The organism is Euzebya sp. (assembly GCF_964222135.1).
Lineage (GTDB): Bacteria > Actinomycetota > Nitriliruptoria > Euzebyales > Euzebyaceae > Euzebya.
This window is the reverse complement of sequence record NZ_CAXQBR010000106.1, coordinates 1-14,029: the sequence shown is the minus strand read 5'-3', so window position 1 is coordinate 14,029 and position 14,029 is coordinate 1. Positions and strand designations below refer to the sequence as shown.

At 72.1% G+C, this 14,029-nt stretch carries 15 protein-coding genes; all 15 read left to right on the top strand.

Annotated elements, in window-relative coordinates:
* Positions 1-718 (top strand): TlpA family protein disulfide reductase (locus tag ACEQ2X_RS23280; RefSeq protein WP_370328279.1); only part of this gene is annotated, 718 nt, incomplete at its 5' end.
* A gap of 203 nt (positions 719-921) precedes the next feature.
* Positions 922-1,395: a hypothetical protein gene (locus ACEQ2X_RS23275; protein WP_370328278.1), complete on the top strand. Its 474-nt coding sequence runs from the start codon at positions 922-924 to the stop codon at positions 1,393-1,395.
* Between the two features lie 20 nt (positions 1,396-1,415).
* Positions 1,416-1,760: an NADH-quinone oxidoreductase subunit I gene (locus ACEQ2X_RS23270; RefSeq protein WP_370328277.1), complete on the top strand. Its 345-nt coding sequence runs from the start codon at positions 1,416-1,418 to the stop codon at positions 1,758-1,760.
* A gap of 30 nt (positions 1,761-1,790) precedes the next feature.
* Positions 1,791-2,558, top strand: a complete 768-nt coding sequence (extP, locus tag ACEQ2X_RS23265) for a selenite/tellurite reduction operon b-type cytochrome ExtP (protein WP_370328280.1) — start codon at positions 1,791-1,793, stop codon at positions 2,556-2,558.
* A gap of 56 nt (positions 2,559-2,614) precedes the next feature.
* Positions 2,615-3,463, top strand: a complete 849-nt coding sequence (locus ACEQ2X_RS23260) for a menaquinol-cytochrome c reductase cytochrome b subunit (protein ID WP_370328276.1) — start codon at positions 2,615-2,617, stop codon at positions 3,461-3,463.
* 16 nt (positions 3,464-3,479) lie between these two features.
* Positions 3,480-4,304, top strand: a complete 825-nt coding sequence (locus ACEQ2X_RS23255; RefSeq protein WP_370328275.1) for a ubiquinol-cytochrome c reductase iron-sulfur subunit — start codon at positions 3,480-3,482, stop codon at positions 4,302-4,304.
* A 90-nt stretch (positions 4,305-4,394) separates the two neighbouring features.
* On the top strand, positions 4,395-5,432 hold the full coding sequence (locus ACEQ2X_RS23250) for a cytochrome c (RefSeq protein ID WP_370328274.1): 1,038 nt from the start codon (positions 4,395-4,397) through the stop codon (positions 5,430-5,432).
* A 3-nt stretch (positions 5,433-5,435) separates the two neighbouring features.
* Complete coding sequence (locus ACEQ2X_RS23245) at positions 5,436-6,338, top strand: hypothetical protein (protein ID WP_370328273.1); 903 nt, start codon at positions 5,436-5,438, stop codon at positions 6,336-6,338.
* Complete coding sequence (locus ACEQ2X_RS23240) at positions 6,335-6,904, top strand: TlpA family protein disulfide reductase (RefSeq protein WP_370328272.1); 570 nt, start codon at positions 6,335-6,337, stop codon at positions 6,902-6,904. Before ACEQ2X_RS23245 ends, ACEQ2X_RS23240 begins: the two co-directional genes overlap by 4 nt.
* A 17-nt stretch (positions 6,905-6,921) precedes the next feature.
* Positions 6,922-7,725, top strand: a complete 804-nt coding sequence (locus tag ACEQ2X_RS23235; protein WP_370328271.1) for a cytochrome c biogenesis CcdA family protein — start codon at positions 6,922-6,924, stop codon at positions 7,723-7,725.
* Between the two features lie 61 nt (positions 7,726-7,786).
* Positions 7,787-9,412, top strand: a complete 1,626-nt coding sequence (locus ACEQ2X_RS23230; RefSeq protein WP_370328270.1) for a cytochrome c biogenesis protein ResB — start codon at positions 7,787-7,789, stop codon at positions 9,410-9,412.
* On the top strand, positions 9,409-10,566 hold the full coding sequence (gene ccsB, locus ACEQ2X_RS23225; RefSeq protein ID WP_370328269.1) for a c-type cytochrome biogenesis protein CcsB: 1,158 nt from the start codon (positions 9,409-9,411) through the stop codon (positions 10,564-10,566). Before ACEQ2X_RS23230 ends, ccsB begins: the two co-directional genes overlap by 4 nt.
* Before the next feature lie 383 nt (positions 10,567-10,949).
* Entirely contained in the window at positions 10,950-12,554 is a 1,605-nt protein-coding gene (locus ACEQ2X_RS23220) for a chemotaxis protein CheW (RefSeq protein ID WP_370328268.1), read from the top strand.
* Positions 12,551-13,003, top strand: a complete 453-nt coding sequence (locus tag ACEQ2X_RS23215) for a chemotaxis protein CheW (protein ID WP_370328267.1) — start codon at positions 12,551-12,553, stop codon at positions 13,001-13,003. Before ACEQ2X_RS23220 ends, ACEQ2X_RS23215 begins: the two co-directional genes overlap by 4 nt.
* A gap of 84 nt (positions 13,004-13,087) precedes the next feature.
* A partial coding sequence (locus ACEQ2X_RS23210) for an MCP four helix bundle domain-containing protein (RefSeq protein WP_370328266.1) occupies positions 13,088-14,029 on the top strand: 942 nt, incomplete at its 3' end.

Here is a 14,029-nt window from a genome sequence, read left to right as displayed (position 1 = left end):
CCCCCACGCCGACCCGGACCCCCACGCCGACCCGGACCCCCACGCCGACCACGACCCGGCGGGGGAGGGGAGGGGCTCGGCCGCGCGCACCGCGCTGCTGGGCCTGGTCGTCGTCGCCGTCATCGCGGGCGTCGTGGCCGTGGGCGCGAGCACCGGCCTGCTCGGGGGGACGCCGGCGGTCGACTGCGACGCCGCCGGCACCGCGGACACCCCCGACGGCGCGGCGGCCGCGGCGGTGGAGCCCCAGGGGGACGCCGCCATCGCGCCGACGGACGCGGTCTCGTGCCTACCCGCCGCCGAGCTCGAGGCGTTCGGGGACGGCGACCCCGTCGCGATCGCCGACCTGCTGGGGGGCGAGCCGCTCGTCCTCAACTTCTGGGCGACCTGGTGTGGTCCCTGCGTCGCCGAGATGCCCGACTTCCAGGCCGTCCACGACGCCGGCGGCGACGCCTTCCGCCTGGTCGGCATCAACACCCAGGACGCGGCGATCAACGCCGAGCCGTTCGTCTCCGAGCTCGGGATCACCTACGACCTCGCGGTCGACCGGCTGGGCGAGTACTTCACGGCGACCGGCAGCTTCGGCATGCCCACGACCTTGTTCGTCGAGCCCGACGGCACGGTGGCGTACCGCCAGACCGGCCCCCTGTCGGTCGCGCAGATGGTCGAGCTCCTCGACACCCACCTCGACGTCGCGGTCGAGGTCCCCGACGCCGGGTAGCGGGGGCCCGCCGGGCAACCTCGGTGGCGAAGATGCCCCGAGCGGGCCCGCCGCTGGCGGGGGACCGGGTTGGCCCTGTCCGTGACGCCCCAGTACGATCGGCCACCCTGGGCCGTCGAGCTGTCCGGTGACCCGACGAGGTCACCAGCGCGCCGACCGCCCGACATCGACGTGAACCGACCTGTCGAGGAAGGCCAGCCCACGTGATCAGCGAGTTCTTCACCACGATCCCCGACACCTTCGTCGCCCTGTGGGACTTCGGGCGCGGGTTCGCGGGGCTGGCGGTGACCCTCGGCAGCGTCGCCCTCGTGGCCGGGTTCTGCCTGGCCGCGGTGCGCCTCAGGGACTCCCACGGCTGGGTCGCGGCGATCATGGGCGGGTGCGCCTCGATGGTCGCCACCCTGTGGGCCTTCGGGATCCTCCCGTCGGCCTGGATCTACTTCCTGGACGGGCAGTCCGAGCTGCTCACCGACCAGGTCATCCCGTCCCAGATCGTCATCGGCGACTTCGTGGTGATGGGCAACTTCTACCAGGTGTTCCGCGACTCGATCGTGATGGTCGAGACGATGGTCGCCATGGTCGCCTTCGGCGCGGCCGCGCTGTGGATCCAGAAGCGCTACCCCCGCACGCTCGCCGAGGGCGAAGAGGCTCGCGAGCAGTCCGGCGGCTACAAGTGACGACGAGGATGTGGATCTAGATGGGCCTGACCGACCAGGGTCTCCACCCGGAGATCTACGACGACTACCGGATCGAGACCGTCGATCCCTCCTGGCTGCAGGAGCGGGTCAAGCCGAAGCGCCACATCGGGCTGACCCCAGAGCTGTGCATCCTGTGCCGCGCCTGCGAGGACGTGTGCCCGTGGGAGTGCATCTGGATGCTCGCGCCGGACATCATCACCGACGCCGAGAACCCCGAGGTGCTGACCCTCGCGCAGTCCGCCTCCGCGACCTTCATCATCGACGACAACGAGTGCACGCGCTGCGCGATCTGCGTGGAGCGGTGCCCCTCCGACGCCCTGTGGCTGGGCCGCGTCCAGAGCTGACCGACAAGAGGACACCAACCCGTGGCACGAATCCCCTCCCCGCCGAAGCCTGACGAGCTGAAGAAGGCCGTCCAGGACAACGTGGTCTGGAAGTCGATCTTCCGGCCGGGGTCCATCTACCGGAAGGGCTACCGCGACACGTCGCGGGACCGCGCCCTCGCGGCCATGAACAACGTGCTGTACCACCTCCACCCGGTGAAGGTGAAGCGGCACGGCCTGAAGCTGACCTACACCTACTGCCTGGGCGGCCTCAGCTTCTTCCTGTTCATCCTGCTGACGATCACCGGCATCTTCTTGATGTTCTTCTACCGGCCGGCGGCGGGTGCGGGGCAGGAGCTCGCCTACGCCGACATGCAGCGGATCATCTCCGGGGTGCAGTTCGGCGACCTCGTCCGCAACATGCACCGGTGGGCCGCGCACCTGATGGTGCTGACCGTGTTCCTCCACATGGCGCGGGTCTTCTACCACGGCGCCTACAAGCCGCCGCGCGAGTTCAACTGGGTCGTCGGCGTCGTGCTGCTGCTCCTCACCCTGCTGCTGGCCTTCACCGGCTACCTGCTCCCGTGGGACCAGCTCGCGATCTGGGCCGTGGCCGTCGGCACGCAGATGGCCGGGTTCACACCGGTGTTCGGCCAACAGGTGCAGTTCGTGCTGCTCGGCGGCGTCGAGATCGGACCCGAGACGCTGCTGCGCTGGTACGTGCTGCACGTCCTCGCCCTGCCGTTCGTCACCACCCTGTTCCTGGCCGTCCACTTCTGGCGGATCCGCAAGGACGGTGGGATCTCCGGGCCGCTGTAGGTCCCGTCCCCCACCCCGACCACCACCCCGCACGCCCCACCCCAGGAGGCCACGACATGGCAGAGAACGTCGAGATCGACCAGGAGGTCTACGACCAACTCATCGCCGAGGGCAAGAGCGAGCGGATCGCGCGCGCCAAGGCGAAGGCCGCCGCCGTGCGCGCGAAGAAGAAGGCCGCGGGCGCCGAGCTCGGACCCAAGTCCTTCGAGGAGCAGAAGGCGAAGGCCGAGGCCGCCGGCGGTGCCGGCGCGGGCGGTGGCGGTGCGGCGACCGCGGTCGCAGACGCCCCGGAGGCGGGTGGGATGATGTCCGCCGAGGAGCGCCAGAAGCGCGTCGCCGAGGCGCTGAAGCGGCGCCAGGGCAACGTCGCGGACCTCCAGCAGCCCGAGGCGAAGCTGGCCGGCCAGAAGCACACCCACCGCCTGCTGGCGATGGTCCCGCCGAGCGGCATCCAGCAGATCCGCGGGAAGCAGGAGGACAAGGTCTACACCTGGCCCCACCTGCTCGCGTCCGAGCTGATCGCCCTGCTCGCGATCACCGCCGTGATCGTCCTGCTGTCGATCACCCCCGCGTTCCCCCTGCGCGAGCTGGCCAACCCGAACCAGACCCCGAACCCCTCGAAGGCGCCCTGGTACTTCCTCGGCCTGCAGGAGCTCCTGCGCTACTTCCACCCGATGATCGCGGGCGTGACCATCCCGGGGATCGTCGGCCTCGTCGGCCTGATGGCCGTCCCCTACATCGACAAGAACCCGTCGGTGAAGCCGGAGAACCGCAAGTACGCCTACGTCATGTTCTCCATGTTCCTGCTGGGCTCGGCGATCCTGACCCTGGTCGGGTCGTTCTTCCGCGGCCCGGGCTTCAACTGGGTCTGGCCGTGGGTCGACGGCCTCTTCTTCGAGATCTGACCGGAGGGAGCACCACATGAGTCCCCTGATCGTCCTCCTCGCCACCACCGCCGGGCTGCTCGCCGTGGCGGCCTGGTGGTTCCGCCCGATCCTCGAGTCCGTCGCCGCGGACCTGCAGGCGATGCCGCCGCGCCGTCGCGCGGTGACCCCGGGCCTCGCCGACCCGGACTGCGGCATCGGCGCGACCCTGATGGCGGCCGCCGCACAGGGCACCGCGACGGCGGCCAAGCCCGCCGGTGGCACCGCGGGCGGCTCGGCCCCCGCGCCGAAGCGCCCGAAGCGGAAGAAGCCGACCGGTCCGGACCGCCGCTCGTTCCTGCGCACCGGGATCTTCCTCGGCACCGGCGGCGTCCTCGGCGCGTTCGGCGCCGCCAGCATCGGCTTCCTGTGGCCGCGCCTCGGCGCCGGCGCGTTCGGCGCGGCCATCGACCTCGGCCCCGAGGCCGACGTCCTCGCCAGCATCGACGACGGCGGCGGACGCTTCGAGTTCCCGTCCGGGCGCCTCTACATGGTCCGCTACGACGCCGCGAAGGACCCCGACGGGCAGTACGCGGACATCACGGGCGACGCGTCGGTGATGGCGATCTACCAGAAGTGCGTCCACCTGGGGTGCCGGGTGCCGTGGTGCGACAGCTCCCGGTGGTTCGAGTGCCCGTGCCACGGCTCGCGGTACAACCGCTGGGGCGAGTACGAGTTCGGCCCCGCACCCCGCGGCCTGGACCGCTTCCCGGTCACGCTCGAGAACGGCAACGTGTTCGTCGACACCGCGACGGTCATCACCGGTCCCGCCCGCACCGCCGGCGTCCTGGGCGAGCCCGCCGCCGGGCCCAACTGCAACTAGGGCCCGCTGGGCCACCCCGACACGGCCACCCGACATGGCTGCGCCACCCGACCCGGCTGAGCCACCCCGACACGAAGGTCAACCCACACCGTGAGCACCATCACCATCGCGATCGTGATCCTGGCGGTCGGCGCCGCGATCACCCTCGTCCTGCTGTTGGCGAGCAGCAACGCCAGGCGGAAGCTGTCGAGCTCGATCCCCCCGGCCATGCGCCCCGCGCCCGCCGACGAGGAGCTCGAGGGCAACCACCTCGAGCGGATGCTGGCCTGGGGTCTCGTACTGGTCCTCTTCTTCGCGGTGTTCCTGCCGGTCTACTGGCTGCGGGAGCCCACCCGGGCCCAGGACAAGCAGGAGGGGCTGTTCAGCCGCAGCTTCACCACAGGCGAGGAGCTGTACGTCGCGAACTGCGCGGAGTGCCACGGGGCCGACGGCAGCGGCGGTGCGGCGGTGTCCCCCTACGGCTCGGACTCCTGGCCGGCGCCCAACCTGTTGAACATCTCCGCGCGCTACGCCGAGAGCCGCATCGTGGTCGACATCCGGGAGTACATCGAGGAGACCCTGCACCGGGGCCGGCCCGGCACGCCCATGCCGACCTGGGGCGCTGCGTACGGCGGGCCGATGACCGACTTCCAGATCGACGCGATCACCGACTGGATCCTCGCGAACCAGACCGGTGAGGCCGCCGAGGCGACCGCTGCGGTGAACGCCGAGGGGCAGCAGGCCTCCGGCGAGGAGCTCTACCTGCAGAACTGCGCCCGCTGCCACGGCGCGCAGCTCGAGGGGATCGTCGGCCCGTCCCTGATCGGGGTCACCGAGCGCCACAGCGACGAGACGATCCTCGGCATCCTGCAGAACGGCATCTCGATCACCGGCGGCGGGATGTCGATGCCGCCGTGGCAGGAGGGGTACATGTACCCCGACACCCGCTACGACGACGAGTCGCTCAACCGGATCGTCGAGTACCTGAACGCCGCCCAGCCCGACTCCCTCCCCGAGGACGCCGGGCAGTACCAGACCCCCAACGTCGGCGAGCCGGCCGAGCCCACCGGCGGCAGCGAGGCCGACGGCGGCGAGGCGCCGGACGACGAGCCGACCGCTGACCCGACCGATGACACCACGGAGGTCTAGGACGTGAGCACCGCTGCGCTGATCCTCGCCACCGAGGGTGGCATCCCGACGTCGAACCCGTGGTCCCAGCTGGCCGTCCCGCTGGGGATCGTCATCTTCGTCGGCACCGTCTACATGCTGCTCCGGTCCAACCTCGGCACCCGCCGCGGATACCTGGTCATGTCCTCGTGCCTGTGGGGGTTCGGGTTCCTCCTGAGCCTGTTCTGGACCTTCGGCGCCCCCGGCACCCCGCCGAACACCGGCCCGCAGAACCTGCCCGGCCAGGAGCTCGACGAGTACCAGCCGGTGTGGGTGGCGTTCGCCCCCGACTCCGCCCTGGCGACCGAGGAGGGGACGCCCTACGCCGCGGTCGCGGACTTCCCCGACGGCGATTGGGGGCCGGTGCCCGAGGGCTTCACCGACACCGCCCAGACCGGCGCGGAGAACATCTCCTCGTTCTTCGCCGGGCTGGCCGACGTCGACGAGGCCTACACGAACGTCCTGACCGGCACCGAGGTGCAGGAGGGCGAGACCCTCTACGCCGAGGCGAGCAACGGCCGCCCCATGATCGGCATCACGCTCGTCAACACCTGCGAGCTGATCGACGACCCCGAGGCCCCCGAGGACGAGGAGGCACCCGAGCAGGTGCTGCCGCCGAACTGCGCCGGCCTCGAGGTCGGCGACCCGGTCCCGGCCGGGGAGTCCGACGCCCCCGGTGCGGTCGCCCGCACCGAGTACACGCTGTTCGGCTTCTACGACGCCGGCGCGCCGTACTTCCCATCCCTCCTGATGACCGGGATCATGTTCGTCCTGTTCGTCCTGCACACCCTGCTCCTGGCCCGCGACGAGCAGCGGGAGCGGCGGGAGGCCGCCGAGGCCGCCGCCGAGGACGTCGCGACCGAGGAGCGGGCTACCGTGGGCGTGTGACCCGCGCGTCCACCCACCACCGCCTCCTCCTCGCCGCCGCCGCCCTCGCCCTGCTGGCTGGTTGCACGCTCGGCGTGGCCGAGAACAGCCCCGGCGGCGGGGCGATCAACATCGAGACCGTGCCGCTGGTCGACGTCGCGGAGCGCCAGCCCGCTCCCGACGTCTGCGGTGAGACGCTCGAGGGCGACGAGCTGTGCCTGGCCGACCTGACCGGCACCCCGGTCCTGGTCAACTTCTGGGCGTCGTGGTGCGGGCCCTGCGCGGCTGAGGTGCCCGAGCTGGTCGACGTCGCCGACGCCTACGACGGCCAGGTGTCCGTCATCGGGGTCAACACCCAGGACAGCCGCACCAACGCCCGGTCCTTCGAGCGCGACCAGGGCGTCGACTACCCGTCGTTCTTCGACCCGGGCGCGGCGATCGCCGCGCAGTTCGGCGGCATCGCGCCCGAGGCGCTGCCCTCGACGATCCTCGTCGACGCGGACGGCGGGATCGCGGTCCGCCTGCTCGGTGCGGTCTCCCGCCCCCAGCTCGAGCCCTACCTGGCCGAGCTGATCGCCGACGCGTAGCCGATCCGAGGAGCACCGTGGACCCCGTCCTGGCACAGGCGATCAGCGAGTTGGGCGCGAGCGCCCAGGACGCGATCGTCAACGCGAACCTGATCGTCGCGCTCGGCGTCGCCTTCGTCGCCGGCCTGGTATCCTTCGCGAGCCCCTGCGTCGTCCCGCTCGTGCCCGGCTACCTCGCGTACATGACCGGGCTGTCAGGTGCCGACCTGCGCGAGGGCGGTGCTGGCGCCGGCGCGCGCGCCCGCGTCCTCAGCGGCGGCCTGCTGTTCACCCTCGGCTTCGCGATCCCCTTCACCCTCCTCGGGCTGACCGCCGGCAGCCTGTCCCGGACGCTCGAGAGCCGGCCGTGGCAGATCGCCCTCGGCCTGCTGGTCACCTTCCTCGGGTTGGCGTTCACCGGCCTGCTGCCCTTCGACTTCCTGAAGCGCGAGGCGCGGATTACCGACAACGCGATCGACAAGGGTGTCCTCGGCGCCCTGCCCCTCGGCTTCGTCTTCGGCGTCGGCTGGACGCCCTGCATCGGCCCGGCCCTGGCGGCGATCCTGACCCTGTCGGTCAGCCAGGGCGGGGGGTCGTCGGTGCGCGGCGCGGCGCTCGCGTTCGTCTACGCCCTCGGCCTGGGCCTCCCGTTCCTCGCCTTCGGGTTGCTGTTCAACCGGCTCGGGCGGGTCCTCACGCTGCTGCGCCGCCACGCCGCGACCCTGCAGATCGCCGGAGGGGGGCTCCTCACCCTCGTCGGCATCGCCATCGCCACCGGCCTGTGGGGGCGGTTCATCGAGCTCCTGCGCCCGCTGATCACCGGCTTCGAACCGCCGATCTAGCGGCTCCGTGCGCGACGGCGGGAGCAGCCACCGCCCGCCGGGTCATACTGGGCCGGGCGTCATGACCGACACCGCCCCTCCCGAGGTCTCGGCCGACGAGCCGGGGTCCGCGCCGCGCCCGGGTCGCCCCGGTCCACGGGTGCCGCTGATCCCCGGGCCGATCGAGACCCTCGGCCTCGCGTGGCGCCGCCTGCGGCGGATGTCGACGGCACTGGTGCTGCTGTTCGCGCTGGCGGTCGCCACCCTGATCGCGACGTTCATCCCGCAGGAGCCCGTGATCGGCTCGACGGTCCGGGAGTGGCGGGACGGCACGATGGGACCCGGCGAGGAGGTCGCCGCGGTCTTCGACGCGCTCGGCCTGTTCGACGTGTTCGGGTCGTGGTGGTTCGCGGCGATCACCGTCCTGCTGTTCGTCAGCCTGACCGGCTGCCTGGTGCCGCGCTGGCGGACCTTCGCCCGCAACGTCCGCCGCCCCGCCGCGCGCGGGACGAACCTGACCCGGCTGTCCCACCAGGCCCGCTGGGACCGGCCGGCCGGGCTGTCCGACGACGAGGTGCTCGACCGGGTGCAGCGGACGTTCCGGACCTACCGGACCCGCCGGCTGACCTCGCCCGGTGGGGCGGCGCAGCTGGCGGTCGAGCGGGGGCACTGGCGCGAGGCCGGGTCCCTCGTCTTCCACACCAGCTTCTACCTGCTGCTGATCGGCGTGGTCCTCGGGTCCGCGTTCAGCTTCACCGGCCAGATCGACATCGTCGAGGGGCAGACGTTCGCCGACACGCCGCTCGGCTACCAGTCCCAGACCGCCGGGCAGCTGTGGGGCACCGAGGACCACCGCGGGCACCTCACCACGATCGACGACTTCGAGGTGACCTACCTCGACGGGGACGACGCCTTCACCCCGGACGAGTTCGTCTCCGACGTCACCTTCACCGACCCCGCCACCGGCGAGACCCGGTCGGACGTCATCCGCGTCAACCACCCGGCCCACTTCGGCGGCCTGACCTACTACCAGCGGGCCTTCGGCTTCGCCCCGTCCATCACGCTCCGCAGCGGCCTCGACGGCAGCGAGCTGTACGCCGACGACCTCATCCTCCGGACCGGCCCGAACGGCTGGTGGACCGGGCGGGACAAGATCACCCAGGGCTCCCGCGACCCGGACCGGCCCCTGCCGCAGATCGCGATGGAGGTCATCTTCATCCCCGACGCGCGGATCACCGACGACGGGCAGTTCGTGAACGAGAGCCCAGAGCCGAACGACCCGCGGCTGCTGGTCGTGCTGTACTCCGGCGACGACCTGGGACTCGACCGGACCGTGCCGATCAGCCAGCTCGAGTGGAGCCAGGACGACGTCGTCGACCAGGCGATGGTCGTCCCGGGCGAGGAGGTGGGACTCGCCGGCGGGCTGTTCACCATCAGCGTCGACCCCGAGCTGCCGATGTGGACGGGCCTGCAGGTCAGCCACCAGCCGTTCCGCTGGCTGCTCCTGACCGCCGCGTCGCTGACGCTCATGGGGTTGGTACCCTCGCTGTACGCCTACCGGCGCCGGCTGTGGGTCGAGGTCCACGACGACCACGTCCTCATGGCCGGGGTCGCCCTGCACCGCAAGGCCCGGTTCGACGACGAGTTCGAGTCGCTGACCGAGCGGGTCGGCGACGTCCTGCACCCCACCGCCAGGAGCCAGAGGTGACCGACACCGCCCTCGCATCCCTCTCCACCACGACGTTCCACGTCGCGTTCGGCCTGTACCTGGCCGCGATGATCGCGTCGTTCTTCCGGCTGGCGTTCACGAAGGTGTCGGCGGAGGGGGTGCAGGCGTCGACGGTCGCTGGCACGCGCGTCGGCCAGCTCGGTCTCGGCCTGCTGTGGCTCGGGTTCGGCGTGCACCTGGTGAGCGTCGTCAGCCGCGCGCTGGCGGCCGGGCGGGTGCCGTGGGGGAACATGTACGAGTACGGCTCGGGCATCGCCCTGCTGGCCGTCGGGGCGGGCCTGTTCGTCGTCCGGCGCCGCTACGCCCACCTGCTGGGCTTCGTCGTCGCCGGGGCCCTGCTGATGATGGTGACGTCGCTGCTGCTGTTCACCGACGCCGGTCCGTTGGTCCCCGCGCTCGAGTCGTACTGGCTGCAGATCCACGTCAGCGCGATGATGTTCTCCTCCTCGGTGTTCATCGTCGCCTTCGTCGCGACCGCGCTGTACCTGGTCAAGGACCACGCGGAGCGGAAGGTGACCCGGACCACGACCTTCGGCGGGTCGACCGTCGGCGCGGCGCAGCTGACCGGCGCGGAGGTCGGCGGGGACACCGCGGTGGAGGGACGGGTCGTCGGCGACGACCTGGAGGACGGCTCGCCGGACGAGGCCTCGCCGACCGCCCAGCGCGACGTGCTCAGCCCGGTGCTGTTCCCGGTCGTGCCCGGTGCGGTCGTGCTGACCTTCGCCCTGGCGGTGTGGCGCGATCCCGTCGTCGCCATGCTGGCCGGCAGCATCGCCGCCCTGATCGGCGCCGGGGTCTGGTACGCGGTGCCGTACCTGCCGCCCGCGGTCCGCCTGGACAACCTCGCGTACCGGACGACCGCGTTCGCGTTCCCCCTCATCACGTTCGGGATCATGTGCGGGGCGATCTGGGCGGAGGAGGCGTGGGGCCGCTACTGGGGCTGGGACCCCAAGGAGACCGGCTCGTTCGTCACCTGGGTGCTCTACGCGGCGTACCTCCACGCCCGCTCGACCCGCGGGTGGCGCGGGCCGAAGGCCGCCTGGGTGGGGGTCATCGCCTTCACCGCGCTGATGGTGACCTACTACGCGGTCAACCTCTTCGTGGTCGGGCTGCACAGCTACGCGGGCGTGTAGCGACCTGACCGGGGGGTGTGATCGGACCGCCTCCGGGACGCGCTGATCCACGGTATCTGCGACGCGGCCCCCGGCCCGACCTGACACGCACCGTCACCCCAGGTGAGCGCTGTCCGGGGGCGTACGACTCTCGGTCAGGGACCTCCGTCCCGGTGCCCCGTAGTCCCCCTGGGTGGTTCTGACGGGGCAGTCAGATCCTGGACGACCGACGAACGCACATCGCTGCGAATCAGCGTCTACGCATGGGGAGCGTACCCGCGAGGGTCATCGTGCCAGCGGCCCGGCGATCCGACGTCTCAGGAGACGTGCGGAGAGGTCGATCACGTGACCGTGCGGCGAGCACGAGCCGCACCTCCACGTACCTCGTCCGACAGGACCCCCCGTTGGCCCAGCAGACCCTGACGCCCGACCCGACCCGGCCGACGTCCTCCCCGCCCCCCGACCGCGACGGCGCAGTCCGGGTCCCCGCCGGGCTCCTCGACCAGCTGATGACGCTGGTCGGCGAGCTCGTGGTCTCCCGCAACGAGCTGGTCGATGCCGTCGCCCGCGTCGGCGCCCCCGAGCTCGCCGCCCCGTCGCAGCGGATCAGCCACCTGACGACCGAGCTGCAGGACGGGGTCATGCGCACCCGCCTCCAGCCGATCGGCGCGATCCTCGCCCCCCTCGCCGCCTTGGTGGCCGACGCGGCCGCCGACGCCGGCGTCCACGTGCGGCTCGAGGTGGAGGGTGCCGAGACCGAGGTCGCGGGCGCCGTCCTCGAGGCCCTGCGCGACCAGCTGGCCGCCCTGGTCGCCGACGTCGTCGCGCACGGGATCGACGAGCCGGCAGCCCGCGCCTCCGCGGGCAAGCCCGCGGACGCCACGTTGTCGATCCGGGCCTACCACGAGGGCGGCCAGGTCCACCTCGACGTGGTCGACGACGGCCGCGGGACCGATCGGTCCGGCTCGGACGCCTCCCAGGCGGCGGCCGCCGCGCTGGAGGGGATCGGCGGGTCCCTCGAGCGCTGGACCACGCCGGGCGCCGGCGCGACCGCGCGGCTCGGCATCCCCCTCACGATGGCCATCATCCCGGCCCTCCTGGTCGGCGCCGGCCCCCAGCGGTTCGCCGTGCCGCAGATCAGCCTCGTCGAGGTCGTCCGGCTGGATGGCGAGCGGGCCACGACCGGGATCGAGGAGGTCCACGGCGCGCCCGTCCTGCGCCTCCGCGGGCAGCTGCTGCCCCTCGTCGACCTCACCACCCAGCTGGGCCTGCCGGCGGGAGCGGGCCGCTCCACCTCAGGCGGCGAGGCGGTGTCGATCGTCGTCCTCGACGCCGAGGGGCACACCTTCGGCCTGGTCGTCGACGAGATCGCGGACAGCCACGAGATCGTGATCCGGCCGCTCGACGGCCACGTGAAGGGTCTCACCCACTTCGCGGGTGCCACCACCATGGGCGGGGGCGAGGTCGTCCTGATCCTCGACGTCCGCGGGCTCGCGACCGCCGCCGGCATCGTGACCGCCCAGCGCCGCGCCGCGGACCGGGCGTCCGCTCGCCAGAGCGCCAGCGGCGCCACGCCGACCAGCGCGACCGACCCCGCGGACGAGCTGCTGCTCGTCTGCGCCCCCGTCGAGGGGCGCCGGGTCGCGATGCCGCTCGGCGCCGTCGACCGCCTGGAGCGCATCGCCGTCGCCGACGTCGAGTCCGCCGACGGCGGGGAGGTCCTCCAGTACCGCGACGAGATCATCGGGATCGTCGACCTCGCCCTCCACCTCGGCATGGGCCCGATCGACCGCACCGCCGCCCCCCACGTCGAGGCGGTGATCGTCACCGTCGACGGCGCGGCGACGGCGGTGCTGATCGGGCGGGTGCTCGACACCGCGCAGAGCGGCTTCACGCCGCTCACGGGCGGCGGGCCGATCGTCGGCCGCGCCGTGATCGCCGAGCGGGTCACCGACGTCGTCGACGTCCGCCAGCTCGTGACCGAGGCCGGGCTCGGAGCCCTGCGATGACGAGGGACCGCACCACCATGATCGAGTACTGCACCTTCTCCCTGGACGGGCACCTGTTCGGCGTCGAGGCCGAGCGCGTCCAGGAGCTCCTCCGCCCCCAGGCGCTCACCCCCGTGCCGACCGCGGCACCGGTGGTCGCCGGGCTGATGAGCCTCCGCGGTCAGATCGTCACCGCCCTCGACCTGCGCCAGCGGCTGGGCCTCGCACCCCTCGAGGGTCAGCGGCCGATGACCGTCGTGGTCCGCCGTGAGGCCGGGACCGTGGCGCTGCTGGTCGACGCGATCGGCGCCGTCGTCGACGTCGACCCGGCCGACCTCGAGGCCCCGCCCGAGACCGTCGCCGGTCCCGGTCGCGAGCTGATCCTCGGCGTCCACCAGCTGCCCGAGCGCCTGCTGCTCATCCTCGACGTCGACGCCGCCACGCGTCCCGGCGCGGAGGTCGCGGCCTGACCCGAGCCACCCGACCGCCAGACCGCGCAGACCAGCCAGAGAACTGAGAGAACCCACGGAACACCCCAGGGAGGGGAACCCACCATGTTCAAGACCATGACCCTGAAGAAGCAGCTCCTGTCCGCCTTCGCCATCGTCATCGCCGTCTTCACCGGCCTGACGCTCTACCAGACCATGACCGCCGCCGGCATGGACGCTGACACAAACGAGCTGTTCGATGCGAACTTCGTCCCAGCCGTCCTCGCCGGTGAGATCCGCAGCGACGTCCTCATGTCCAACATCTGGATGCGCCGCTACCTGGGTGCCGACGAGACCCGCCGCGCGGAGGTGCGACAAGCCCTGGACGACCCCTACGGCGACATCGCCGAGAACTACCCGTTGATTCGGGACTTGGCCACCGATGCTGAGCTGGTCCACCTCGACGCGTTCGACCAGGGCTGGCAGGAGCTGACCTCGGTGTGGGAGCAGGTCATGTCCCTCGAGGACGAGGGTGACTCCGCCGCCGCAGAGGCGCTGCTCTCGTCCGATGAGCACGCCGTGCTGCTCGACCAAGTGAACGAAGCGGTCGGCAGCGAGCTGGACGTCCTGAGCGAGCAGGCCGGGACGCTCAGCGACGAGGCGAGCGCCAGCTACGACCAGTCCCGCACCCTCGCGCTCATCGTCACCCTCATCGCCGTGTTCGGCGGGGCGGCGCTGGCGTGGTCGGTGGCGCGGACGGTGACCCGCAAGGTGCAGGGCTCGGCGACGGGCGTGTCGACCAACGTCGACTCCCTGGCCGCGGTGTCCGCCCAGCTGTCGTCGTCGGCTGAGGAGACCTCCGCGCAGGCCAACGTGGCCGCCGCCGCTGCTGAGCAGGTGTCCGCGAGCGTGCAGACGGTGTCTGCTGCGGTGGAGGAGCGGGGCGCCAGCGTCCGCGAGATCGCCCAGAACACCACCACCGCGTCCACCGTCGCCTCCCGCGCGGTCGACGTGGCCGACCAGACCTCGGCGACCGTCGCCAAGCTGTCGGCCTCGTCGGTGGAGATC